This is a genomic window from Acidimicrobiales bacterium (assembly GCA_035533595.1).
Classification (GTDB): domain Bacteria; phylum Actinomycetota; class Acidimicrobiia; order Acidimicrobiales; family Bog-793; genus DATLTN01.
The window spans coordinates 41,629-64,655 of the sequence record DATLTN010000032.1; the positions used below are offsets into that span (position 1 = coordinate 41,629).

Below are 23,027 nucleotides of genomic sequence, written 5' to 3' on the forward strand. Positions count from 1 at the left end.
GCCGGCGGTCCGGCCGCGCCGAGGCGCGCTGGCGCCGAGCAGAATGGGGGCGTGCTCACCACCAAACAGAACCACCGCCTGACCGAGGTCGGCCCCGGGACCCCCGGGGGCGAGCTCCTGCGCCGCTATTGGCACCCCTTTGTGCCGACCGCGCAGCTGCGCGCCGAGCAGGTGCGCAAGGTCCGCCTCCTCGGCGAGGACCTCGTCGCCTTCGCGGACCGCAGCGGCGACTTCGGCCTGGTCGGGGACCGCTGCGCGCACCGCCTCGTCGGCATGCAGTTCGGCATCCCCGAGGCCGAGGGGCTGCGCTGCCCTTACCACGGCTGGCTCTACGGGGCCGACGGCCGCTGCCTGGAGACGCCGCTCGAGTCGCCGAACTCGCGCCTCAAGGACTCGGTGCGCCTGCCGGCCTACCCCGTGCAGGAGTTCGCGGGGCTCCTCTGGGCCTACCTCGGCCCCCTCCCTGCCCCCGAGCTCCCCCGCTGGGACGTGCTCGCCTGGCCGAACGCGCTGCGTCAGGTGGGCACGACGGTGATCCCCTGCAACTGGCTGCAGTGCCAGGAGAACGCCGCCGACCCGGCGCACAACATCTACCTGCACGGCCCGTTCTTCGCCTACCAGCTGGAGAAGATGGGCCTCCTCGAGGAGCGCGCCGGGAACCGCGAGACGCACCGCGCCTGGACGAGCCTCGCCTCGGGCGTCGGCTTTGACCACGTGGTGAGCGAGCGCGGCGAGTTCGGCATCCAAAAGGGGATCGCCTACAGCCGCGAGCGGGGGGCGGCCGCCGACGCGATCCGCTGGTTCCCCTACATGGTCTTCCCCAACTACACCCGCGTCGGCGGCGGCAGCGGCCTGCGCCACGAGCTGCAGATCCGCGTACCAGTCGACGACACCCACACCTACCACGTGATGTACGACATCTACGCCGCCCCGGAGGGGCTGACGGCCCCACACCAGGAGGAGGTGCCCTACTACGAGGTGCCGATCGCCGACGCGAAGGGCGAGCCGATCCTCGACTTCGTGCTCGGCCAGGACATGGTGATGTGGGCCTCGCAGGGCGAGGTCGCCGACCGCAGCGTGGAGACCCTCGCCGGGACCGACGAGGCGGTCCGCCGCTTCCGCGACCTCCTCGAGGAGCAGATCGCCCTCGTCGAGGCGGGGGGCGAGCCGATGAACGTCTTCCGCTCCGGGCGCTACCGGGGCGAGATGCTCGAGCTCGAGCCGCACATCGGCAAGGCGCTCGACCAGGTGCTCGAGATCAACAAGTCCGGCGCCTTTCGCGACCGCTACCACGAGGGCTACTACCTCGACGACCACGACCGCTACGGGCCGGTGCTCCCCGAGATGATCGAGCTGATGCGCCAGGCGGAGGCGCTCGCCGCCGCGCGCGTCGGGGGCTGAGCCCCCGGGTACGCCCCGGCCCGCCCCCCAGTACGCTCGCGGTTATGTCGGAGATCGTGCACGCTTCGGTAGAGGAGTACCTGGAGGCGATGTACGGGCTCACCGAGGAGGGGATCCCGGTCATCCAGGCGCGGCTCGTCGAGCGCCTCGGCTACTCGCCCCAGGCCGTCTCGGAGATGGTCCGCCGCCTGATCGACGACGGCTTCCTCACCAAGGCGGGGCGCGGCGTCTCGTTCACCGAGCAGGGCATCAGCCAGGCGCGCAGCGTCGTCCGCCGCCACCGCCTCGCCGAGCGCTTCCTCGTCGACATCGTCGGCCTCCCCTGGCACAAGGCGCACATGGAGGCCGGGCGCTGGGAGCACGTGATCTCCGACGACGTCGAGGCCCGCTTCATCGAGCTGCTCGGCAACCCCTCCACCTGCCCGCACGGGAGCCCCATCCCCGGCGGCCCGCAGGTGACGACGCCGCAGATCCCGATGGCCGAGGCCCGCCAGGGGAGCCACGTCCACCTGGCGCGCATCACCGAGCAGATCGAGACCGACCCCGCCTCGCTCGTCTACCTCTCCGAGCACGGGATCATCCCCGGGCGCGACGCGGTGATCAGCGAGCGGGCACCCGACGGGACGATCGTGCTCACCCTCGCCGAGGACGGCAAGACCGTCGCCGTCGGCGCGGCGATGAGCCGCCAGATCTTCGTCAACAGCTGAGCGGGCGGCCCGGCTTCAGCCCTTCGGCGGGGTAAGGCCTTCCTCGACGACGCGGCGGGCGATCTCGCGCATCGTCGTCCGCCCGTTCATCGCCTCGTGCTGGATGAAGGAGAAGGCCTGCGACTCGCGCAGCTCGTGGTCGTCCATCAGCTTGCCCTTCGCGCGATCGACCCAGCGGCGCGTCTCGAGCTGCTCGGAGAGCGTCGCATTCTCCGCCGCAAGGGCGCGCATCTCCTCGTGGCGGCCGACGGCGACCTCGATCGCCGGGACGAGCTCCTCGCGCTGGAAGGGCTTCACGAGATAGGCGAGGGCGCCAGCGTCGCGGGCCTGCTCGACGAGGTCGCGCTGGCTGAAGGCGGTGAGGATGAGCACCGCGGTCTCGCCGCGCCCGGAGATCGCGGCGGCAGCCTCCAGGCCGTTCATCCCCGGCATCTTGATGTCGAGGATCACGAGGTCGGGCGAGTGCTGCTCGACGAGCGCCACCGCCTCGTCGCCGCGCCCCGCCTCGCCGACCACCTGGTAGCCCTCCTCCTGGAGGATCTCGCGCAGGTCGAGACGAACGATGGCCTCGTCCTCGGCGATGACGACGGTGCGTGCCAACTCGGCTCTCCTTGTCTCCGCGGGCTGGGTGCTCGACCGGCTGTCGAGCGGGGTGCTTCCGGAGCGCTCTCTCCGGGTGCGGCCGGCTGCTAGTGGCGGGGCGCTCAGCCTACGAGCTTGCCGAGGAGCTCGTCGCGGCTCTCCTCGAGCTCGCTCACGAGCGCCCCCGCGGCCGCCGCGTGGTCGAGCAGCTGGGTGCGCCGGCGGCGTGCCTCGCACCACTCCCGGTGCGCGAGCGGCGTCTCGGAGACCGCCATCCGGTTGCGCGCCTCCTCGGCCGCCGCACCCGCGAGGAGCGCCCGCTCCTCGGCGAGGGCGAGCTCGTTGCGGGCCCGCTCGAGGCGCGCGTGCACGTCGAAGAGGCGCTGCTCGACAACCGTGCGATCGGTGAGGCCGGCTCCCATGGCGCGATTCTAGGACCCTTCGAGGAGGGTGCTCCTCACGAGGGCTGCGGCGAGCACCTCGGGGAGGGGCGTGCGGCCGAGGCCCGGGCCGGTGGGGACGGCGAGCGCCCCGTCGACGAGGTCGTGGGCGAGCGTGAGGTCCGGTGCGAAGTAGCGCTCGCTCGCGCCGAGGTCTCCGGGGAGGTCGAAGCCGGGGAGGGCGCCGAGGGCGATCGCCGCGGCGCGCCCGAGGCCGCTCTCGAGCATCCCGCCGATCGCGAGGTGCACGCCGGCCTCACGGCAACGGTCGTGCACGGCGCGGCCCTGCAGGAGGCCACCGAGGCGCGCCGCCTTCACCGAGACCGCGTCGCAGGCCGAGAGGCTGAGCGCGACCTCGAGGCCGCCGAGGCTCTCCACCGACTCGTCGAGCATCACCGGCGTCACCATCTCGGCCGCCAGGCGGGCGTGGCCGAGGAGGTCGTCGGCGCGCAGCGGCTGCTCGAGGGCGGCGAGGCCGACGTCGTCGATCGCCCGCAGGCGCTGCACGTGCCCGGCGTCGCCGAGGTCGTAGGCCCCGTTCGCGTCGGCGGAGAGGACGAGGTCGGGGAAGGTGGAGCGCACCGCGCGCAGGCTCTCGAGATCGCGCCCCGGCGCGATCTTGCACTTCACCCGCCGGTAGCCGGCGGCGACCGCCTCGGCGACCTCGGCGACGACCGAGGCCGCCTCACCGAGGCTCACGTTCGCGCCGGCGGGGACCGCCGTCGCCGTCGCCCCGAGGTGCTCGGCGAGGGAGCGGCCGGCGAGGCGCAGCTCGGCGTCGAGTAGGGCCATCTCGAGGCCGGCCTTGGCCATGCGGTGCCCCCGCACCGCGGCGAGGCCCTCCATCGCCGCCGCGGTCGACTCGAGCTCGCCCTTCGCGAGCAAGCGCGGCACGAGGTGGGTGGCGAGCACCGCCTCGGCGCCGTCGGCGTACTCCTCGGTGTAGGTCGGCTCGGCGAGTGCCTCGCACTCCCCGTACCCGGTGGCCTCGCCGGCGTGCGCCACGACGAGCAGCACCGGGCGGGCGGAGTGGGCGCCCGCGCTCGTCGCGAGGCTGTGGCGGAGCGTCAGATCGAGGCGGAGCAGCTCGATCGCCTGCAGCTGCACGCGCCCTCCCTTTCGCCGCCATCCAGCGGCGGGGAGGCGGCCCCCGGATAACCTTCGCCGCGGCAGGGCCCGATCGGCCCGGATGGCGGAATGGTAGACGCGGCGGCCTCAAAAGCCGCTGTCCGAAAGGGCGTGCGGGTTCGACTCCCGCTCCGGGCACCGCGGGTCACAGACATAAGTGACCCACCCGCGGCGACAGAACTCGTCGCTGAGGTACCCACATTCTGCCGATGGGCTGTCTCAGTCCATCGGCAGGATCGCGTCAGGGCTTGTGCCGCGATCACAGACGCGGCGAGGTGGAACTGCTCTGCCGGGGGGCCTCAAGCTCCCGGGCGGTGGTCGGCGAGGCTCGTTCGTCGCCGGCGGGCTCGCTCGGTGACCGCCTCGACGTCTCCCTCGGTCTCGATCTCCCGGAAGGCGCGCAGCTTGCGGATGTTCGCGGCCATCACCAACAGCGCGCAGAACAGCGACTGCGCGACGACGCCGCGGACGCGTCGCCGTGACGGGTCGCCGAGGGCCTCGTGCGCTCCGTCTTTCAGGAACCCGTTCACACCCTCGATGGTGTTGCGACAGGTCGCGTAGCGGGACCGCCACTCCTCGGTGCCGAAGGCGAGGCGTTGGCGATGACGGGCCCCGATGTCGGGCGCGATCGTGATCGAGGCCTGCTGACAGCATCGAGGTGCGATCTCCGGCGGAAAGAGCACCTTTGTTGTTCCATCGCGGCGAGTGCGCGAGGCGGGCCGTAGCGGACAGGAGAGGTGCGGCGTGGTTCCGACGGCCGGGCAGGAGAAGCGCTCGTAGCCGTCCACGTCGGGACCGGACTTCACGCGCAGTCGCCACTCGGCCCGGGCCGCGATGCGCGTGGCGTACTCCTCGTCGCCGATGCGCTTGCCTCGGTGGTCCGCGGTGGCCTGGACGAGGACCGCCGGGATCGCCGGACAGCACCAGGCGCCTTCGACCAGGAGCGCCCCCTGGCTGTTCGCCTGGACGCCGAGCTCGTCTCCCCGGTAGTCGAAGACCGGGGTGTAGCCAAGGGCGCGGACCGGCAGGTGGAACACGTCGGCCCGCGCCGAGGAGTAGGCGCGGTCCGCCCCGAGGAAGCCGCTGCGATGACCATGGGACTGCGCCGCCGCGAGCATCCTTGCGCCGGTCCCTCCGGGATCGACGCCGGGACGCGAGAGACAGAGGCCGACGACGAGGCTCGGATGAGCCACCGGGCGCCCCGGCGGCGTCGCCATCACCACGATCGTCGCCTCGAGCGCCCAGGCCACCTTTCCGCGGACGCGCCCCTTGTGGTCCTCGACCCCTCGGTGGTCGCCCTCGCGCACATACCAACCGCCGTCGGGATCAGATGCACAGAGCCCGCTTCTCCGTGACGGCCCCCGGCTGTAGAGGGGGACGGGGGTGGCGTCGAGGCCGACGGCGCCGTCAAAGAGGGCCCGCTCGTGGCCTTCTTGCAGGGCGAGGGTCGCGCCGAGCAGGCCGGCGACGATCCCCTCGAGCGCCCCCCGGCGTCGCAGGTGCTCGGCGGGCGCGACGCTCTTTGTCCTCGCCTTCGCCACATCGACTGGGAGCCGGCGGTTCTTCGGAAGTCCTTCGGGGTCAAGGGCCGAGCAGATGCGGCCGAAGAGGTAGCGCACGGTGCGGTAGCGGGCGAGGAAGGCCCGCCGGGTCGCGGCCTCGCCGGAGATCCCGAGCCGAGTGCGGACGGCCGGTGGGAGTCGGCGCCACAACAGCTCGGTCGCCAAGGAGAGGTGCAGCGGCCGCTCCTCGAGTGCGAGGAGCACGAGGGCGACGAGCAGCGCCTCGCTCGAAAGCGTCCTCGGCCGCCCGGTCGCCGTTTCGAGCTCGGCTTCGATCGCCGAGCAGACCCCGGAGCTCGCGACGATCTCGAGTGCGAAGGTGACGAGCCCGGGGTCGAGCCGACCGGTGAGGCCGGGGATCTCGCTCATCGGCTCCCCAGCGCGAGCCGCTCGCGAAGGGCCGCCTTGGACTGCGGTGCAGCAGGGACGTGGCGTGCGTAGCGCAAGAGGGAGCCCACCTCGTCGATCCCCGCGAGACGGACCAGCTCCGCGAGTGCGGTCCCCGCCGCGAGGTGGTCACAGACAAAGCTCGATCGGCAGCGACCCGCCGACAGCCTTGGGGCTGTTGGATCAGCGACGATCCGGTCGCACAGATCGGTGACGAAGTTCTTCTGGGTTCGGTCTGCGCCGCCGGGACGGAAGAGAAAGCCACCCCCTGCTGCGCTCGCGAGATCGACGGCCCTCTTCTGCCAGGGCGCGCCGACGGGCACCCGGCGACCGGCGACGGTGACGGTGACGAACCTTGCGTTGGCGGCGACGTCACCTCCTCTCAGCGCGACGAGCTCGCCGGGGCGCAGCCCCGCCCCGATCCCGAAGCAGATGATCGCCAGTGCGCTATTGGCCTTCGCGACATGGCGCTGGGACGAGGCGATGCTGAGGAGCTCCGCGCGCTCCGCGCTCGTGTAGGGGGTGACGGCACCTGAGCTGGGAAAGGGCGTGCCGACGCGACGCCGACGGCTGCGGCCGGGCGAGGACAGGAGCACGCTGCGATAGGTGCCCCGCGTGGACGCCGCCCGGCCGGGGAGGCCGCGCACGACGAAGGACTCGACGACGTCGGGGTCGCTGAGCGCCGTCTCGAGCCCGTGCGCGAGGGCGAAGCCGAAGAAGCGCTCGGTCAGTCCGGCCCGCGTCTCCATCTCGCTTGCACGTTAGTAATATCAAGCTAGAAGATGATGGATGCTGGGTGGGTGGAAGAACTTGACCGCCGGGGGGCGATCCTCGCCGAGATCGCCGAGATCGGCCCGGTCGTGCCGGGATCGCTCGTCGCGCGTATGACCCGCTGCCAGAACCCCGGTTGTCACTGCAACGCCGATCCGCCCGAACTGCACGGCCCCTACTGGACGTGGTCCCATCGACGCGGGGGCCGCCAGGTCACGACGAACGTCTCCGCCGAGGAGGCCGAGCGACTTCGCCCGCTCATCGCCGCGGACCGCCGCCTGCATGAGCTTCTCCACCAGCTCGAGACCCTCGGCGCAGACGAGACCGTCGCGCGTAACCGCCGAGTCGTCGTGGGGTCACAGCCCGAGGAAGCCGGGGCGAAGCGTTGAGCAGGCCATCAGATTGCCTGGCCAGAGACTTTCGTCGCTGACCCTCTCTGGTGCGCGCTCCGCACGACCCGCGCTGGCGAGGACCGACAGCGACGGGCCTCCGGTCCGCTTCGTGGTCGGAGCACGCCGGGCAGGGGAACATCCGCTCGAGGTGGCCGCCGCGGTCCTCGCGGGCGCACTTGTCGAGCGCCGAGACGCGACGGGCTGCTCGGCCGCGTCGACGCGTTCGCACCGGGCGCGTCGCGGGGCGCTTGGTCGCTGGCACGAAACCGGCGCATCGTGCGGCCTCGAGAGTCCGCGCCCAAGCAACAGCCGGGCATTGGGACCAGTGCGACCGGAGCCAGAACGTGCGGAGGCGTGGTTCGGAAGCTTCACCTGAGCGATCCGTTCTTCCGAACGGCCGGCGCTCGCCGTCGAGCTGCGCACTGATCGACCCGCACTCAACGAGCGCGCGGGTCGGCGAGCTGCGCCGACGTCGTGTCCCACAGGGCCTCGCTGACGTGCCGCGCGAGATGCCCTCGAAAGGGGACGACCTAGATCACCTTCGGACCCCCGTGAATCCCCTCACGATGGCCGATTTCCATGGTGTGTCGCTGCTTGGATCCTGTCTATGACTTTTGCTTGCCCGATGAACCTGGCGACGCTCTGGCCATCGGGCGGCTCGCCGCCTGTCTCGGGAGATCCGTCATCTCCTGATCGTCGGGCGGCGTGCTCCCCGGAACGGCGACGCCCCGCTCAGGTCATCGGGGCGGACGCCGCGAACGACGAGCTGCGCCGCGCAACTCGGGCCGAGCGGGGACGTTCGAGTTCTGCCGGACCCTGGCGGAGGGTTGTGGGCGCCTGCCGAATATTTGTCACCGTCTCGGTGCTCGGCTGTGCGATCTGGCCGATGCTCTGGCGCTCCGTGCGACCCTTGCAGATCGTGTGGTGCCCAGTACTCACGTCCGGCTCCTGAGCATGGGAGCCAAGTTCGCTGGGTCGCCCAGGTGTCTGCACGCTGGCCCGAAGCAGCATTGTTACGTCGGAGCGAGCCAGCGAGTCCTGGCGTACTTGTCGCTACCAGATCGGGATCTGCGGGTTCTTCTTCCCGGTGTCGAACTCACCCTGGTTCCAGTTGGTCATCACCTGTTTCATCGCAGCCGTCGTATTGCCCGCTGAGGCGACGGCGAGTGGTTCCAGTACCGCGCCGTTGCCGTCGTCGATCTTGAATCCCCAGGAGACCGAGCCGTAGTACTGGCCCTTTTGGACACCGTCGATCGCGTGTGCGGTGGTCTCGAAGGTCATCTCGGACTTCTGGGGGTTCTTTTTGTCGCCCGCCGCGTTTGTCGCACCGGGCATGTTGGGCTTGTCGTAGAGCTTCGCGCTCCTTTCGGCGGTCTTCTTGAAGATGAGGCCCTTCTTGTAGCGGTAGCCAAGCTGATAGTTGCTCGCCGTGCCCTGTTTCTGGGCCTCTGGGCTCATGTCGAGCTTGCTCATAGGCGTTGCGGTGATGCCTTGCTTGTCGCCGAGGTTGGGAGCCCCGTAAATCGGGTTGTTCATCTTAATATCCCGGTCGATATGGCTCTCCCCTTCGGAGCGTTGCGCTTTGCGCTTCTGTGCAGGCATCTGGGTTGTACTACCGGATTCGTAATCCTTCCGGGCACTGATGTCGTAGTTGGTGCCCCTCTCGATCTTCTTCGCTTTCTGGATCAGTCCGATCTTCGTCGCATTGACTTTGCTGTTCGGGATGAACTCGAGCTCGATCTCTGCGCCGTCTTTGACCGGGCCGTAGTTGTTCGTCTGCCAGTCGCCACCGCTCGTCTGGACAGCGCGGTGAATGACCGTCCGTCCGATTGTGCTGCTCCCCTGTGCGACGTGGGTGAGCTCGTGCGCGACGAGCTCCTTACCCCTGGGAGACGACAGGTCAAACTCGCCGCTACCAAAGAAGACGTTATTTCCATATGTAAACGCCCGGGCACCGAGTTTGCCGCTCAGTTCGTGCGAATCGGTACCGTCGTGCACCCGGACATCAGAGAGATCGGCTCCCGTCGCCCGCTCCACCGCGGGACGGATTCCACCGTCCAGGGAGCGCCCGCCCCTGATTGCGGAGTGCAAGCGACGCTCAAGCTGGACCGGCAACGGAGCGCCAGACTCGCCTCCGCTGAGCCTCAGGGCGGGGGTCGCCTCGGTCGTTGCGCGCCGGACGGTAGTTTCCTCCCCCCTGTGCATGACGCCCGGCCGGCCGGAACTGCTTGCACCCCGCGCTCTTGGGCCCTCGAGATCGGCGACGACAGCACGTGCAACATCATCTGCGTTGCGCTCATGGTCGCTGCCAGCGTCCCCGACGAGGATGTTGGATGATCCGGGATCGTGTCGATTCTGGAGTAGCGCGGTAACGGCGCGGTTGCCGACAGTTCGTTGGAGCATGAGCACGGACCGCTCGCCTGAAGCGATCTGGTCGAGCGGGCCCGCGGCCGGGAAACGTCGCGCGCTCGTCGGAGCATTGTCACGTCGATTCGCCATCCACCGCTGCTGCCGCAAGACGCCCAACGTCTCCCACCTCGGCGCATGAGTCTAAAAAATGTTCAGCGCGGCACAGGGCACCGCACTGACGCGGATGGTATCGCGGAAGGTCGGTCAGCGGTAAGGAGAGTTGTTCCGTCCGCCGTGGAGTTGGAAGTCAGACGTTCATCGCCTCCGAAATCGGTCTCGACCTCCCCACCAGGGCATACGCGGTGGTAGCGGGCTGACCACGTGTTGGTCCGTCCCTGATGCGCCTTGAGGGTGTGCGGGAACAGAACTTCGTACCGAACGACGCTCGACGCCGCGGCAATAGCCGACCCGATCCACGGTTCGCGCCGCATCTGTCGTCCCGCTGCCCCTGGTCCGAGAGAGCCACGAAGAAGAGCACCGGGGCTCCGCCCCCCGCCCCCCGGCCCTTTCAGGGAGAGCCCTCGGGGCGGACGCCACGAACGAGGAGCTGCGAGGCGCAGCTCGGACCGAGCCAGGGACGTTCGAGTTCTGCCGGACCCTGGTGGGGGTTGCGGGCGCGAGGCCGATTCGGCGCTCGCGCTGGACCGGCCTCCGGGCGCTGATCTGTGCGCGCCCTACCCGGTGGTAGCTGACACAGGTCTCAACCCAGCTCCCGGCACGCGTTAAGGGCTAACTGACTGCCGATCCGGTTGGGACGACGATGCGGCATCTCCGAAGCAATGCCCTACGTGGCAGGGTGTCCGTGTACTCGCTTGTACTGCTTTGTCGCGGCGGCGATGAGCTGTGCCTGAGTAGGCGGCTTCTTGGGATTGCCGGACCACCCAAACCCAAGCAGGTACAGGAATGCCCCGTCTGCAAAGACGACGTTGTAGCCAGTACCTGAACTTCCGCTCAGTCGGTAGCCACGAGCGTTGGGTATTCCGCTGACTCGGAACGACTGGTAGGTGTCTGGCGACTTGGTCGTCGACTTCTCCTTCTGGACGTCGGCGGCGAGCTCACTTAGGGCATCCTTCGGCGCGCCCAACTGCATGACCCACGAAAGTCCGCTCCAGGGCTCTTGTATGGGCGTGCCGAGCTGGCGGATGACCACGGCAACGAAGCCCTCCTTGCGAAGTCGGGCGATATCTGTCGCAGATTGAGCCGCGGTATCGCCCGAGCCGCTCTCCCACTGCTGAGAAGTCTTGTCCAGTGTCGTCGACTGTCCAGACACGGACACGAAACCGGGAAACTCACTCGATTCGATCAGGCGAGCGCTGAGCGATAACGGTGTCGTGGTAGCCGCGGCAGTACCCGCCGCCGACAGCGCGAGCACGACCGCCACTCCGATGATCCTGATGGGACGCACAAGCGGACCCTTGTCTTGATCCAACCTCGTGTCAAGCAACGCTCTTGGACGGACGACCGTCCGTGAAGAGGCGTTGTGGGAGACCGAAGGGTGCCCCGCTCGTGCCGGTCGCGAACACAGATTGCACGCCCGAATGACAGTCGAGTGTCAAGAGACGGCAGCGCAGATCAGATCTCGCCGCATGTGTCGTCCCGCTACGCCTGGTCCGAGAGAGCCACGAAGAAGAGCACCGGGGCTCCGCCCCCCGCACCCCCGCCCGTTCGAGGAGAGATCCTCGGCGGACGCCGCGAACGACGAGCTGCGATCCGGGCTCGGTTCGAGAACGGTGACATTGCGATGGTTGCGGCCCTGCTGATAGTCGCGGGCGCCTGTCAATCCGCGCTTCGCAGGAACACGCCTACCTAAGCATTCCAACCAACCGTGCCTATCCCCAGTGATGTGGCATTCGCCTTCGCTGGTGCCCCGCCGAAGTGCGATCCGGCCATGACCCGATGCCGCGGCTACGTCGAGAAGAGCTGAATGTTGTCGCGAGCGGACCCGGGAGCAAGTGGCCCCCGGGTCCGCTCCTTATCCTCCGTCAGCGAGAACGTTGACGGTTGACGTAGGTGATTACGTCGTCGGGGACGAGGCGTCCGATCGTCTTCGACGAGTACACCGCGACCTCGATTCGTCCGTCAGGTGTCAGGAGGAAGTTCGACGCCTCGAGCACCCCGCGGTCACGGTTTATGTAACCCCTGAGCAGCATGGCCATCTCCTCGAGATCGACGCCGTAACCGATCGGGAAGGTGAGGCCGTGCCGGTCCACCGTCTCCTTCGCGTGCGCCCCGTCGTCGACCGAGAAGGCCACGACCGCAATCCCCGCCTCGGTAAGACGCGGCATCGCCTCCTGGAAGCTCGCCAGGTGCGCATTGCAGAAGCCGCACCACGACCCGCGGTACGCGAGCACCGCGGCATACGAACCAGCGAGATCGTCTGGCAATACGAGCCTTCCGCCGCCGACGACCGGAAGCTCGAATTTCGGGAAAGCGTCGCCGTTGTTGAGACCTTCCATCTTGTCCACTCCCTCTGTGGCGAACGCGCGACCAAGTATCTCGTGAAACGCGCTCTCGTCGATTGACGACCGTCGGGGTACCTGCACCTTCGGTAGTCGTAACTCTTCGACCAGACAACTCCGTCGTGCCACGAGTCTGGCTGCCGACGAGTCGCCTGGCACCGATGGGGCACGCGCAACGTCGTTACGTGGCTACGGCGCGACCCTCGCCATCGAGACGCGAACGGCCTCAAGTGCGCCGTCAGGCAGACTTTTCGCGCCACCGAGGGCCATCGCCCCCAATTCCGCCTCGGCTGCTTCCTCGAGGACAGTGAGCAGTGCCGCGGTCGCTTCCACGCTTGCTCCGAACACGAGCACGCCGTGATTGCCGAGGAGGACGGCGTTTGTGCCAGGGCGTTCCCGGACAAGTTCGACGATCGCCTCGACGGAACGCTCCGATCCGCGCGGCGCCCACGCAGCGACTGGCACCTCCTCTGCTTGCCCGAAGCGGAGCAGCGCCTCGTAGCGGGCGGGAACAGGAAGGTTCGCCATCGCGAAGGCAAGGAGGTTCGGCGAGTGGGTGTGGACGACGGCACCGACCTCAGGGCGTGCGAGGTAGACCTTGGTGTGCATGGTGATGATCTCGGCATTGGTCGGAGCGAGATCGCCTTCGACGAGGCCTCCATCGAGGCGGACCACCGCGAAGTCTTCGACCGTGAGCTCCCGCACCTGACCGGTTGACGTGAGGACTATCTCCTCAGAATTGACCCGCGCCGAGAAGTTGGCGTGGCCTGAGTGCGACATGATGCCAGCCCGAAAGAATCCTGACGATGCGTTGACGACAGCAATCCGCTCGTCGAGGTGAGACGGGCCATGTGAGGTCGTGGTCATCGCCTTCTCCTTCCGGCGCTCACTCGGAGTGGCGAGAGGCCGAGCGTAGTTCGGAGGTCGTGGTGAGCCTGTCGGACTCATGCTGATCGCCCGCCTCGACCCTGGTCACCTCCCCGGAATCGAATAGCGTCGCGCCAACCGGGAGGAGGGCACCCATGACTGAGGCAGCCGTGATGACCATCGTCGACTTCCACTGTCACTACGCGGGCCCCGAGTGGCCAGCCTTGCCACCTGTCAACTCCCTCCCGGAGCATGTTGCGCGCTGGATGGGACTCGCGCAGCGCATTGCTGACCTTGATGGCCTGCTCCGCGAGCAAGCAGAAGTCGGGATGGACCTCCGAGTGCTGAGTGCACCCCCAGCGCTTGTCACACCGGATGGCGAGCGTCTTGGGATTCCTGTCATGCGGGCGATGAACGACCATCTCGCCGAGGTCCTCGACCATCGCGACCACCTTGCAGGGCTCGCCACGATCGATGCGTTTCAGGGCGATGATGCAGCCCTTGAGGTTGAGCGGGCGAGCCGCGAGCTCGGCCTTTCGGGAATCGTGGTCGACTGTGCGCACGGTGACCGCTTTCTCGATGCCCCCGAAGCACGTGCGACGCTGCAGGCCGCTGCCGATCTTGGGGTGCCGGTCTTCGCTCACCCCGTCAGCCTGGCTGAGCTCAGCGCGGAACTTGCACCGCTGGGGAACTGGGGACGGATGCTCGCCCGCGGCACTTCGAGCGCGGCAAGCTTGCTTGCTCTTGTGAACTCCGGCGTGCTGGACGAGGTGCATGGGCTGCGGATCGTGTTCGCCTGGCTCGGTGGCGGCGGTCTTGTCGTAGCGGGAACCCTGCAAGGTGCCGAGCGCCTGAGGCGCACGACGCCCGAGGCCGAGCGTTGGCATATTTACTTCGACACGATGGGCTTCGAGCCGAGCGCGGTGCGCTACGCCGTCGATCTCCTCGGAAGCGATCACGTTCTCGTCGGGAGCGACTGGCCGATCGGTCTGACCGCAGCGACGCGCGCGCGGGTGGCTGCAACGCTCGCTGCCGCCGGTCTCGACCCAGCCGACCAGGAGCGAGTCAGCTCAGCGAACGCGCTTGAATTGTTGGGACGCTGACGCGATTGGGCCAGCAATGGCGCAATTGCCTACCTACGGCCGGCATCAGATTTCGTCGGCGATGGCCGTGCGTCCGCGATGATGAGTCGAGGTGTATCTGACACCGACGCCCACGTATGGTCGCCAGTTGTCCTGATGCCAGCAAGAGATGGGGTTCCTCATGAGCAGCAACGTGGACGGACATTTGAAGGTCGCCCCGAATGGTCGGGCCTTTGACCTCCCGGTGCTGGTTGGGATCGAGGAGGGGATCTTCGAGAGTCGCGGCCTGAGTGTTGAGCTCTCTGGCCGCTACGAGGATCGCCCGCTCGCGGAGCGCGACGTCTTTGCCCGCCTGAAGGAATCACAATTCGAGGCAGGAATCGCTGACGTCTACAACGTGTGCGAATGGGCGAGCATCGACCGACTCGAGCGTGGCAGCCGACCGGGGCAGGTCGCGATCCTGCGGGCGGCCGTCGCCTCGCAGGCGCTGCTCACCTTTGACCCGACGCTGAACGAGCCGCACGATCTCGGTGACATTCCCGTCGGGGTGAACGAGTTCACCGGATCCCACTACACGACGTTGCAGCTCCTCGAGGGCGCGCTTCCGCGCGAGCGCGTCCGCATCGAACACGTCGGCGGCCCGGACTACCGGATGGAGCAGCTCCGCTCGGGGGGCTCCAGAGTCGTTGCGCTCATGGAGCCGTTCATCAGTTTGGCCCTCAAGCTCGGGGCGCACATCATCGCCTCGACCTTCTACCGGGGCGCTGAGGTCGTCGGTGCCAACCTCTCCTCCGACGCGCGAAGCGCCTACTTAGATTCGATCAACGAGGCGGTCGATCGGATCAATGCAGCACCGACTGACTACGCGCACCTGTTGGTGGAACCCACCAACGGCGAGCTTCGCCCCGAGGAGCTGTCCGGCCACTTCCTCCACTACATCCACGTCACGCCGTATCCGCGCGAGCGGCTCACCGAGACCTACAGCTGGATGCGCTCTTGGGGCCTCGCCGGGGGCGAAGTACTCCCCGAACAGCTCGTCGCGCTCGAGGGATGAGACCGAGCTGAGGACACAGAGCAGTTGATCGACTCTCGAGGTCGCCTCGACACAGAGGAACTGCAACGACCGCACGAGGTCGGCCGCGGCGAGCAGGCAGAAGCGTCAGTTCTTGTTCGCCTCGCGATCGAAGGGAAAGCGCAAGAGCCCGCAGTCCTTCTGGCTCGAGATGTGCTCTTCGAGGAGGCGTGGGCACCGAGCGGCTGGTGTCTCAATCCTGGCCGGCCGCCCGGCGGAGAACGGCTGCGGGGTCGGACGGAGATTCGTCGCCACACCACGCCACGTACTGGTCGGGGCGAATGAGAACGAGGCGCGCTCCGAGCTCGGCGCGGGAGCCCTCATAGGTATCGGTCACCACGGAGAGCGGCACGCCGAGCGCCTTCGCGTCCTCGGAGAACGCGTCGTGCGCGCCGCCGGCAAGATCGAGGAGCGTAAAGCCGGTGCTGAGCTCTTCGAATACGTTCCGGCCCGACGAGAGCACCACGGGCGCGAGATGGTGGCCCGCCCTCGCCTCGAAGGAGTGTCGACCCTCGGCGCCCACCTTGGCACCCGGGGGGCCGAAGACGACCGGCGAGCCCTCATAATTCGGCTCGTAGGTCGGTGCCGCCGTGTCGCCCTGCGTGCGCTTGTCCCACTCGGCCTCGAACTCGGCGCGATTCCGCTCGGGTGAATAGCGCTCGAGGAAGTCCCGCTCGGTCGCGATCCAGCCCGCGATCACCTCCTCGCCGGTCTCCTTGAAGACCGGCTGCCGCTCGAGACTGTAGGACTCGAGAAGTTGATCCCCGCCCCAGCCTTCGAGGGCCGCAGCGAGCTTCCATCCAAGGTTCGCGACGTCCTCGAGGCCGGTGTTGAGACCGAAACCCCCGTAGGGCGGGTGGCTGTGCGCCGCGTCGCCGGCGATGAAGGTCCGCCCCGCGCGGTAGGTGGTTGCGGCCTCGATCCGCAGCTCCCAGAAGCCGACATGGGAAAACTCGATCGGGAACTCGAACCCGGCCGCCTCATAAATGAGACGCTTCATCTCCTCGCGGTCGTCCGTCTTGGTCTCCCATGGCACTGGCCCGTGGTAGAACCAGGTCTGGCCGACCTCGACCCGCCCGAAGAACTGCCAAATGCCGCGGTGCTCAGGCTTCATGACCCGGTAGGTCGTGCGCTCTGGATACCGGGTGAGCGCGTCGTGGAGCTCGGTCGAGCGGAAGACGGCGAGGAGCATCTTCTGGTCGTAGTTCGGACCCTCGCGCTCGATGCCGACCGACTCGCGCACGAGAGAGCGGGCTCCGTCACAACCGACGAGGTACTCGGCAGTGATCTCGTCCTCTTCGTAGGGCCACTCCTCGCCAGCGATCCGCACGCGCACCTCGGCGCCGTCGTGGCTGATCTCCTTGGCCATCCAACCGAAACGCGCCTCGACGGACGGCAGCTCGGCCATTCGCTCGCGCAGCACCTCTTCGGTCAGGAACTGCGGCAGACGCTCGTTGCGTTGGAAGTAGTAGTCCCGGATCCGCTCGAGGCCTGCGGTCACGTGCCAGTAGTCCGAGCGGAAGTCACGGTAGGCGGTGAGCCCGCCGATCGGGTAGCCGGGAGGGAGCAGTCGCCGCCCGCGCAGCTCCTCGACGCAGTGCCAGAAGTAGAAGTGCTCGAGCGTTCGCTGAGTGAGATTCTGGCCCTTCGGGATCCGACCGACACCGAGGTGGCGCTCGACGACGATGCAGCTCACCCCTCGCTGGCCGAGCTCGACCGCGAGTCCTACCCCGACCGGACCGCCACCGACGATCACAACCTGTACGTGCCCTGGCACTCTCACTCCTCACTTGCGAACCGGAGCAACGTGGACGAGCCGGTGCAGTGCCGCGTTCGGTCAACACCGTCCAGCCGAGGCCGACCCCGAACGCCGCTCGTTGCTGATGTTCTCGCTGCTGTTGCTCGAACGACGCGCGCCGCCGGTTCTGGCCCAGATCGTGCCAGAACCGGCGGCACCTCACAGGCAAAGTCGGCGCGAGGCCGGCTTCACCCCATTGGCGAGTCGGCGCTTACTTGAAGTACTTGTTGATCGATGCCGCAGGCTGCGAGAACACGACCTTCAGCTGGCCGCTCGGCTGCAGCTTCAACAGCTGGAAGCCCGACGGGGGCCAGTTCCACTGGTTGAAGATGAGCTGGCCGGAGGCCCCCTCGTACTGGATCTTCTTGTTCTGCTTCAAGAGGGCGTAGCCCTGGGCGTAGGTGCTGACGACCGTCGCCCCGGGGTTGTTCGTGACCTTCTTGATGTACTTCAGGTACCTGCTCGGGCTCGTCGAGTGCGCCTCGTCCATCGCAAGGGCCATGATGTTCAGCCCGTCATACAGCGAGTACTGCGGCGGCACCGGGGCCCCCGCCTTCGGGTAGTACTTGCTGTACTCCTTGTTGAAGTACGGCTGGCCGGGCGCGCTCGCGGGTGCGATGTTCTCGATGTAAAGGAACTTCGCCAAGACGGCCATCCCGCCCAACGCCTTTGCCACCGTCGAGAAGTACTGCGGACTGTCGTTCTCACCGCCGCCGATGACCGTCATCCCGAGAAGGCCGAGCTGCTTCATGTCCGAGAACATCGTCGCCGCCGTCTGTGGGTCCGTCTCGGTAATGAGGATCTGGGCGTGTGAGGAGGCGAGCCTTTCCACCTCGGTTCGGTACGACGACTGATCGACCGGGAGGGTCTCGTTGAGCACGATGTCCCCGTTGTGGGCCTTCACCTCGGCCACGATCGACGGCACGTTCGACTGGGCGGTGCCGCTCGAGTCGAACATGAGCGCGATCTTCTTGTTTCCAAAGTGCAAGACGGACTGCGCCATCGCGACTCCCTGGACCGAGTCCGGGGACGAGAGCCGGTAGAGGAACTTGTAGTTGCTGTGGTCGAGCTGTGGCGGGCCAGCAAGGCTCATCGTGACGAGTTGGTGCTGGTTGACCACCGGAGCGAGTGCGGTCGCATTGCTCGAATCGAGCCCCTCCATGCCGGAAAGGTTCGAATGCTGGACGAACATCCGCTGCAGGGCGGGGACCGCGTCCACCGGGTCCGAGCCGGAGTCCGTCGAGACCACCTGGGCCGGGCGCCCGAGGATCCCACCCGCCTTATTGATGATCGAAATACCCATCTTCACCGGCGGCAGGTTGAACGTCGTGCCGATGAACGCATTTGCGCCCGAGAACGGGCTGAACACGTCAAAGAGGACCGGTGTGCCACTCGGGGCTTTCGATTGTGGAACCGCAGCGTTGCTCGCTCCGCATGCGGCGAGCGCCAGGACTGGCGCCAGCACTGCGGCAGCTACCTTCCCATTTCTCGACAACACCCTCCCAACAGTTGGATGTCTCATTTCTTCCCCCCTCTGTGTTCGCTGGGCAACCACCCAAGCACCTATGTCGCCAATATTCTGACTTCTACGCACGTCCGTCCTGCGATCGGAGGACAACCTGCTGGCCCATGAAGATCCGGCCGAGGTCGTGCAGGTTCTCGAGCATTTCGACCCCGCTCGCCTCGACCGCGTTCTTGCCGTCGACGAGGACATGGACCCAGTCGGCGATCTCCATGATCGCCTTCGCCTTCTGCTCGACGACGAGGAGCGCAAGCTGCTGGGAGCGGAGCAGCTCGAGGTGCTCCCAGACCGTCTTCATCGCCCTCGGCGACAGCCCTGCGCTCGGCTCGTCCATCAAGATCGCACTCGGCGAGCTCATCAGCGCCCGGGCGATCGCGAGCACCCGGCGCTCTCCTCCGCTCAGTGTTCGGGCGCGCTGGCGCATCCTGCTCGCGAGGAGTGGAAAGAGCTCGAGCAGCTCCTCGCGCTTGTGCTCTCGGGCGGCCTTGTTGGTAATCCCGCCGATCATCAGGTTTTCACTGATCGTGAGGTGATCGAAAACATCGCCGACCTGGGGCACGTAGCCAATCCCTGCCTTCACCATCTCGTCGGGTCGCAGCCCGGTGAGATCGCGTCCATCGAGCGACACTGAACCCGATTGTGGCTTCAGGAGGCCCATCATGGCCTTCAGCAGCGTGGACTTCCCCGCGCCGTTCGGACCGATGAGGGCGACCAGGCGACCCGACTCGGTCCCGATCGACGCCTCCTTCACAATCGGGACAGGCCCATAGCCCGCGATCAGCTGATCCACGCGCAAACGGTGAGTGCCGGTGACAAAGGACGTCGTCGCCTCAGTCAAGGTAGGCCTCGAGCACTCGTTCGTCCTGGCGGAGCTCGGCCATCGTGCCCCGTGAGAGCACGCTCCCTTGAGCCATCGCGTAGACCGTCTCGCAGAGCCGGTCCACCACCTCGAGGTCGTGTTCGATCACAAGGAACGTGAGACCCGAGCGTCCGAGTTCGAGGATGTGATCGACGATGCGATCGATGAGCACCCCGGCCACGCCGGCCATCGGTTCGTCGAGCACGAGCATCTCCGGCTCGGCCATCAGTGCCCGCGCGATCTCGAGCAGGCGCTTTTGGCCACCCGAGAGGTTGCCCGCGTACTCATTCTCCAGCGCGCCAAGCCCGAAGGACTGCAGGTACTCGCGGGCTTTCGCGAGGAGCCGGTACTCCTCGTCGATCCAGCTCCGCCGGTTGAAGATCGCTCGACCAAAGCTGGTCCCAATCTGCTTCGGCGCCACAAGCATGTTCTCGAGCAGTGTCATCCAGGGAAACTCGCTCGAAAGCTGGAACGTCCGGATAAGCCCGGTGCGCGCAACGCGATACGGCGGTAGACCAGTGATGTCCTGGCCGTTGAAGCGCACCGTCCCATCCTCGGGACGGATGTGACCCGAGATGACGTTGACGAGCGTCGACTTCCCGGCGCCGTTCGGCCCAATGAGCCCAGTCACAGTGCCCCGCTCGATCTCCAAGGAGGCATCGACGACGGCGCGTACACCGCCGAACGAGCGGCTCACGTGTTCGCAACTCAAGATGGCATCAGTCACGGACTTCCGCCTTTACCCGGGTGTGAACCGTCACGGCGTCATTCATCATCGAGAACGCGCTAGTCCGAGAGGCGCGGGCGCACGTCGCCACTTGGACTTCTGCTCCGGGATGAGCCCTCGCGGCCGGAACCACAAGAACGCTACCAGCGCGACCCCGTAGATGATCCACTGGATCGCGTAGCTGAGTTCCGGATTGTTCGAGAATCCAGGGAGAAACGACGTGCCCTGGCCGACGAGGATGAACGTCGCGAGAGTGCCGACTGCGGCACCCCAGTTGTTCGCTCGACCACCGATGATCATCGCCGCGGTCGCAGGAAAGATCTCTGTGAAGGACCAAGGTTGCATGCCCCAGACCGTCACGTACTCCGCCAGCAGCCCGCCGGCCAGCGCCGCCATGGCCGAGCCACACACCGTCGCGATGAGGCGCACTTTGAACGGATTGATGCCGAGCGTCGCGGCCGCGGCCTCGTTCTCCCGTATCGACTTCGCCATCCGGCCGAGCGGCGACTTGAAAAATCGCTCGCTGAACCAGAAGACAAGGATGCAGAAAAATGCGGCGATCCCGAGGAACAACCACTGGTACGCGTTATAGGTCGTCACCGATGAGGAGAACGGCTGTGGGATCGAGTCGAGTCCGTTCTCGCCACCGAGAAAGTTCGGAAAGCCGTCGACGACCGTCCACACGATGCTCAAGATGGCAAGCGTCACGATGGCGAGATAGTGACCTCGCATCCGGTAGAGCGAGATCAGGCCCACGATGAGGCCGAGCACCGCGCCGACCACCATCGCGAGGAGCAGGGGGAGCGGGAAGGGCAACGATGCTCCGAAGAAATAGTGCTGTAACGAGAGCGCGTTCGGCGCGCCCAAGGAAAGGATCGCTGTCACGTAGGCACCGAGGCCGAGAAAAAGGACAAAGCCTAGGTTTGCCATGCCCATGAGCCCGAGCTGCAGGTTCGCCGAAAGCACCAAGATGAGCTGGGTAAAGAAGTACACCCCGAGGGTGACCGCGTAGGCCATCAGGCGGTTCCTCCACCAGTGCTCGAGGTGAGCGAGCGAACGAGCCCCTCCGGTCGGAACAGCAGCGTCACGACCAGCGCGACCAACGCGACGACAACATTGAAGAAAGGATCGATGAGTAGTGCAGCCCACTCGGCGACGACACCGATGATGATCGCTCCGACCATCGCTCCGTACGGGGAACCGATGCCCCCAAGCACCACGGCCGCGAGCAGTTCCGCAAGAAAGGCAGCGCCCGTGTTCACGTCGAACGTGGCCGTGTTGAAAGCGAGCACGAGGCCAGCAATCCCGCACATCGTCCCGGTGAGGAACCAGGTCGCATTGAGCACCGCGGAGGTTCGGATTCCCGAGCACTGGGCGAGCATCGGGTTGATCGCGACCGCTCGCATTGAGCGGCCGAAGTCGGTGCGGGTAAGGAGCAGGTGGATGCCGATCATCGAAGCGACCGCGATTGCGATGATGATCAGTTGCGCCTCACTGAGCTTGAGGCCAGCAAGCGAGTAGGTGTTGTTCCCCCCGACCGAGATGTTGAAGAACGTCGGACCCCAAATCGCGAGAATCACATACTCGAGGATGGTGCCGGCCGCGAACGCGATGATGAGGAGGTAGAAGAACCGGATCCCGCGCTTCACGAACGGCTGGAGCAGGTACTGGTTGAAGGCCACGGACGCGAGCGCGACGCCGGCAACGGACAACACGATCGAGAGCCACTTGTCGAGGTGCAACTGCTGGTTAAGGGAGTAGTCCAGGTAGGGCGTGAGGATCATGAAGTCCACGTAGGCCAGGTTGAGGACGTTCGAAACCCCCCACTGGAGCGTGAACCCGACCGACGCGATCATGAGAATCGAGGCGACGACGATGCCAAAGCCCGTGGACGCGATGAAGAGCGTCATCGCTGCACCAGATGATGGTCCGCCTGCCAGACGGCCATCGAATCGTGAACTGAGTCCGCCCGATCGCCGCGCGGAAAATCTCCGCCAGAACGCCTCAACGCTGTCCCCCCAAGGGTCAGTTGTGTCCGTTGTTTTCGTAATGCTTCAACATTCTGAGCCAACGCGGCGGCTCTCCAGGCTGCTGGCACTTGATCATACGAAATGACAGCGCGCTCGTGGCGATCGTTCTACCACAGAGCCGCTCGGAAGGGTAACTGTTCAGGTGTCTGAGGCGACCCTGGCCATCAGGCAGGCGGCTCTCTTGTAGGGAAGTCTTGAAAACGCACGGCCAGCGCATTTGTGGTTGCACAATGCTCGCGATTTCATCGCGCACCGACTGGACTGGTGTTCGTGGAGCTCGACGAGGCCTCCAATGAGGAACTGAAGGAACAGGTCGCCGCTATGGCGGCGGAGAATGCCGAGCTGCGTGCCGCGCTCGCTATACGCGACTCACCCATCGCCGAGCTCGAGGCTCGGCTGTCGGATCTCGAGGAGCGCCTCGGGCGCAACCCGCGCAACTCCTCGATGCCGCCGTCGGCCGAAGGGCTCGGAAGGCTCCCCGCCGGAAACCGTGCACAGCGCCGGGCGTAGGCGCGTCGCCAGGGAAAGCAGCCCGGCGCGGAGGGCAATCACCTCGCGAAGGTGGCCGACCCCGACGAGGTGCTTGTCCACGCGCCTTCGGCGTGCCCGGACTGCGGGGCGGAGCTGAGCGATGCCGAGGTGGTCGACGATGAGGTCCGCCAGGTCTTCGACCTCCCGAAGATCCGACCCTACGTGAGAGAGCACCACCTGCTGCGGCTGCGGTGCCGGTGCGGTTGCGAGGTCAAGGCCGAGGCGCCGAGGGAGGCGACGGCTCCGGCCTGCTACGGCTATGGGGTGCGGGCGCTCGCCTGCTACCTCGCCGTCCACCAGC

The 23,027-nt window shown here is 66.9% G+C and carries 22 protein-coding genes and 1 tRNA gene; 8 read left to right on the plus strand and 15 right to left on the minus strand.

Features of this window, described 5'->3' with window-relative positions; translation table 11 throughout:
* The first annotated feature begins 51 nt into the window (after window positions 1-51).
* On the plus strand, window positions 52-1,401 hold the full coding sequence (locus tag VNF07_06640) for a Rieske 2Fe-2S domain-containing protein (GenBank protein ID HVB05904.1): 1,350 nt from the start codon (window positions 52-54) through the stop codon (window positions 1,399-1,401).
* Window positions 1,402-1,445: 44 nt separating this feature from the next.
* Window positions 1,446-2,108: a metal-dependent transcriptional regulator gene (locus VNF07_06645; protein ID HVB05905.1), complete on the plus strand. Its 663-nt coding sequence runs from the start codon at window positions 1,446-1,448 to the stop codon at window positions 2,106-2,108.
* A 15-nt stretch (window positions 2,109-2,123) separates the two neighbouring features.
* On the opposite strand, the gene VNF07_06650 is transcribed toward VNF07_06645, so the two are convergent.
* The 3 genes from VNF07_06650 to menC all read right to left on the minus strand — a co-directional run bounded on the left by VNF07_06650 (window position 2,124) and on the right by menC (window position 4,237).
* Window positions 2,124-2,708 carry a response regulator gene (locus VNF07_06650; protein HVB05906.1) on the minus strand — a complete coding sequence of 195 codons (585 nt, stop codon included), beginning with the start codon at window positions 2,706-2,708 and terminating at the stop codon, window positions 2,124-2,126.
* 104 nt (window positions 2,709-2,812) lie between these two features.
* Complete coding sequence (locus tag VNF07_06655) at window positions 2,813-3,112, minus strand: hypothetical protein (protein HVB05907.1); 300 nt, start codon at window positions 3,110-3,112, stop codon at window positions 2,813-2,815.
* A gap of 9 nt (window positions 3,113-3,121) precedes the next feature.
* The gene (gene menC / locus VNF07_06660; GenBank protein HVB05908.1) at window positions 3,122-4,237 is read right to left on the minus strand and encodes an o-succinylbenzoate synthase; all 1,116 of its coding nucleotides are present in this window, start codon (window positions 4,235-4,237) and stop codon (window positions 3,122-3,124) included.
* 76 nt (window positions 4,238-4,313) lie between these two features.
* Here menC and VNF07_06665 point away from each other — a divergent pair.
* A tRNA-Leu gene (locus tag VNF07_06665) sits at window positions 4,314-4,396 on the plus strand.
* Window positions 4,397-4,557: 161 nt separating this feature from the next.
* On the opposite strand, the gene VNF07_06670 is transcribed toward VNF07_06665, so the two are convergent.
* Both VNF07_06670 and VNF07_06675 read right to left on the minus strand, forming a co-directional pair.
* Window positions 4,558-6,189, minus strand: a complete 1,632-nt coding sequence (locus tag VNF07_06670) for a hypothetical protein (protein ID HVB05909.1) — start codon at window positions 6,187-6,189, stop codon at window positions 4,558-4,560.
* Window positions 6,186-6,956, minus strand: a complete 771-nt coding sequence (locus VNF07_06675) for a hypothetical protein (protein ID HVB05910.1) — start codon at window positions 6,954-6,956, stop codon at window positions 6,186-6,188. Before VNF07_06675 ends, VNF07_06670 begins: the two co-directional genes overlap by 4 nt.
* 51 nt (window positions 6,957-7,007) lie before the next feature.
* Here VNF07_06675 and VNF07_06680 point away from each other — a divergent pair, with 51 nt between their 5' ends.
* Window positions 7,008-7,367: a DUF6788 family protein gene (locus VNF07_06680; GenBank protein HVB05911.1), complete on the plus strand. Its 360-nt coding sequence runs from the start codon at window positions 7,008-7,010 to the stop codon at window positions 7,365-7,367.
* Window positions 7,368-8,423: 1,056 nt separating this feature from the next.
* Here the strand turns inward: VNF07_06680 and VNF07_06685 are convergent.
* The 4 genes from VNF07_06685 to VNF07_06700 form a co-directional block, all read right to left on the minus strand.
* The gene (locus tag VNF07_06685) at window positions 8,424-9,896 is read right to left on the minus strand and encodes a DUF4157 domain-containing protein (protein HVB05912.1); all 1,473 of its coding nucleotides are present in this window, start codon (window positions 9,894-9,896) and stop codon (window positions 8,424-8,426) included.
* A gap of 667 nt (window positions 9,897-10,563) precedes the next feature.
* On the minus strand, window positions 10,564-11,160 hold the full coding sequence (locus VNF07_06690) for a hypothetical protein (GenBank protein HVB05913.1): 597 nt from the start codon (window positions 11,158-11,160) through the stop codon (window positions 10,564-10,566).
* Window positions 11,161-11,761: 601 nt separating this feature from the next.
* Window positions 11,762-12,322, minus strand: coding sequence for a redoxin domain-containing protein (locus tag VNF07_06695; GenBank protein HVB05914.1), 561 nt, complete (start codon window positions 12,320-12,322; stop codon window positions 11,762-11,764).
* Between the two features lie 105 nt (window positions 12,323-12,427).
* Window positions 12,428-13,105 carry a class II aldolase/adducin family protein gene (locus VNF07_06700; protein HVB05915.1) on the minus strand — a complete coding sequence of 226 codons (678 nt, stop codon included), beginning with the start codon at window positions 13,103-13,105 and terminating at the stop codon, window positions 12,428-12,430.
* Window positions 13,106-13,278: 173 nt separating this feature from the next.
* Between VNF07_06700 and VNF07_06705 the strand changes: the two genes are divergently transcribed.
* Together VNF07_06705 and VNF07_06710 are read left to right on the plus strand one after the other, a co-directional pair.
* A complete protein-coding gene (locus tag VNF07_06705) occupies window positions 13,279-14,208 on the plus strand; it encodes an amidohydrolase family protein (GenBank protein HVB05916.1) in 930 nt (309 codons plus the stop codon).
* Between the two features lie 160 nt (window positions 14,209-14,368).
* Window positions 14,369-15,241, plus strand: coding sequence for a hypothetical protein (locus tag VNF07_06710; protein ID HVB05917.1), 873 nt, complete (start codon window positions 14,369-14,371; stop codon window positions 15,239-15,241).
* Between the two features lie 211 nt (window positions 15,242-15,452).
* Here VNF07_06710 and VNF07_06715 read toward each other — a convergent pair whose 3' ends face one another.
* From VNF07_06715 to VNF07_06740, 6 genes are all read right to left on the minus strand, one after another.
* Entirely contained in the window at window positions 15,453-17,036 is a 1,584-nt protein-coding gene (locus tag VNF07_06715) for an FAD-dependent monooxygenase (protein ID HVB05918.1), read from the minus strand.
* 232 nt (window positions 17,037-17,268) lie between these two features.
* The gene (locus tag VNF07_06720) at window positions 17,269-18,426 is read right to left on the minus strand and encodes an ABC transporter substrate-binding protein (GenBank protein HVB05919.1); all 1,158 of its coding nucleotides are present in this window, start codon (window positions 18,424-18,426) and stop codon (window positions 17,269-17,271) included.
* A 217-nt stretch (window positions 18,427-18,643) separates the two neighbouring features.
* A complete protein-coding gene (locus tag VNF07_06725; protein HVB05920.1) occupies window positions 18,644-19,369 on the minus strand; it encodes an ATP-binding cassette domain-containing protein in 726 nt (241 codons plus the stop codon).
* 40 nt (window positions 19,370-19,409) lie between these two features.
* A complete protein-coding gene (locus VNF07_06730) occupies window positions 19,410-20,165 on the minus strand; it encodes an ABC transporter ATP-binding protein (GenBank protein ID HVB05921.1) in 756 nt (251 codons plus the stop codon).
* A gap of 45 nt (window positions 20,166-20,210) precedes the next feature.
* Window positions 20,211-21,182, minus strand: coding sequence for a branched-chain amino acid ABC transporter permease (locus VNF07_06735; protein HVB05922.1), 972 nt, complete (start codon window positions 21,180-21,182; stop codon window positions 20,211-20,213).
* Window positions 21,182-22,075, minus strand: coding sequence for a branched-chain amino acid ABC transporter permease (locus tag VNF07_06740; GenBank protein ID HVB05923.1), 894 nt, complete (start codon window positions 22,073-22,075; stop codon window positions 21,182-21,184). Before VNF07_06740 ends, VNF07_06735 begins: the two co-directional genes overlap by 1 nt.
* A gap of 390 nt (window positions 22,076-22,465) precedes the next feature.
* On the opposite strand from VNF07_06740, the gene VNF07_06745 reads away from it, so the two are divergent.
* Both VNF07_06745 and VNF07_06750 read left to right on the plus strand, forming a co-directional pair.
* The gene (locus tag VNF07_06745; GenBank protein ID HVB05924.1) at window positions 22,466-22,705 is read left to right on the plus strand and encodes a DUF6444 domain-containing protein; all 240 of its coding nucleotides are present in this window, start codon (window positions 22,466-22,468) and stop codon (window positions 22,703-22,705) included.
* Window positions 22,706-22,756: 51 nt separating this feature from the next.
* Window positions 22,757-23,027 (plus strand): IS66 family transposase zinc-finger binding domain-containing protein (locus VNF07_06750; GenBank protein ID HVB05925.1); only part of this gene is annotated, 271 nt, incomplete at its 3' end.

Coding starts and splice junctions, on each gene's coding strand:
- VNF07_06675 (HVB05910.1), bottom strand. CDS start 6,956: ATGGAGACGCGGGCCGGACTGACCGAGCGCTTCTTCGGCTTCGCCCTC.
- VNF07_06670 (HVB05909.1), bottom strand. CDS start 6,189: ATGAGCGAGATCCCCGGCCTCACCGGTCGGCTCGACCCCGGGCTCGTC.
- VNF07_06645 (HVB05905.1), top strand. CDS start 1,446: ATGTCGGAGATCGTGCACGCTTCGGTAGAGGAGTACCTGGAGGCGATG.
- VNF07_06655 (HVB05907.1), bottom strand. CDS start 3,112: ATGGGAGCCGGCCTCACCGATCGCACGGTTGTCGAGCAGCGCCTCTTC.
- VNF07_06710 (HVB05917.1), top strand. CDS start 14,369: ATGAGCAGCAACGTGGACGGACATTTGAAGGTCGCCCCGAATGGTCGG.
- VNF07_06735 (HVB05922.1), bottom strand. CDS start 21,182: ATGGCCTACGCGGTCACCCTCGGGGTGTACTTCTTTACCCAGCTCATC.
- VNF07_06740 (HVB05923.1), bottom strand. CDS start 22,075: ATGACGCTCTTCATCGCGTCCACGGGCTTTGGCATCGTCGTCGCCTCG.
- VNF07_06700 (HVB05915.1), bottom strand. CDS start 13,105: ATGACCACGACCTCACATGGCCCGTCTCACCTCGACGAGCGGATTGCT.
- VNF07_06705 (HVB05916.1), top strand. CDS start 13,279: ATGACCATCGTCGACTTCCACTGTCACTACGCGGGCCCCGAGTGGCCA.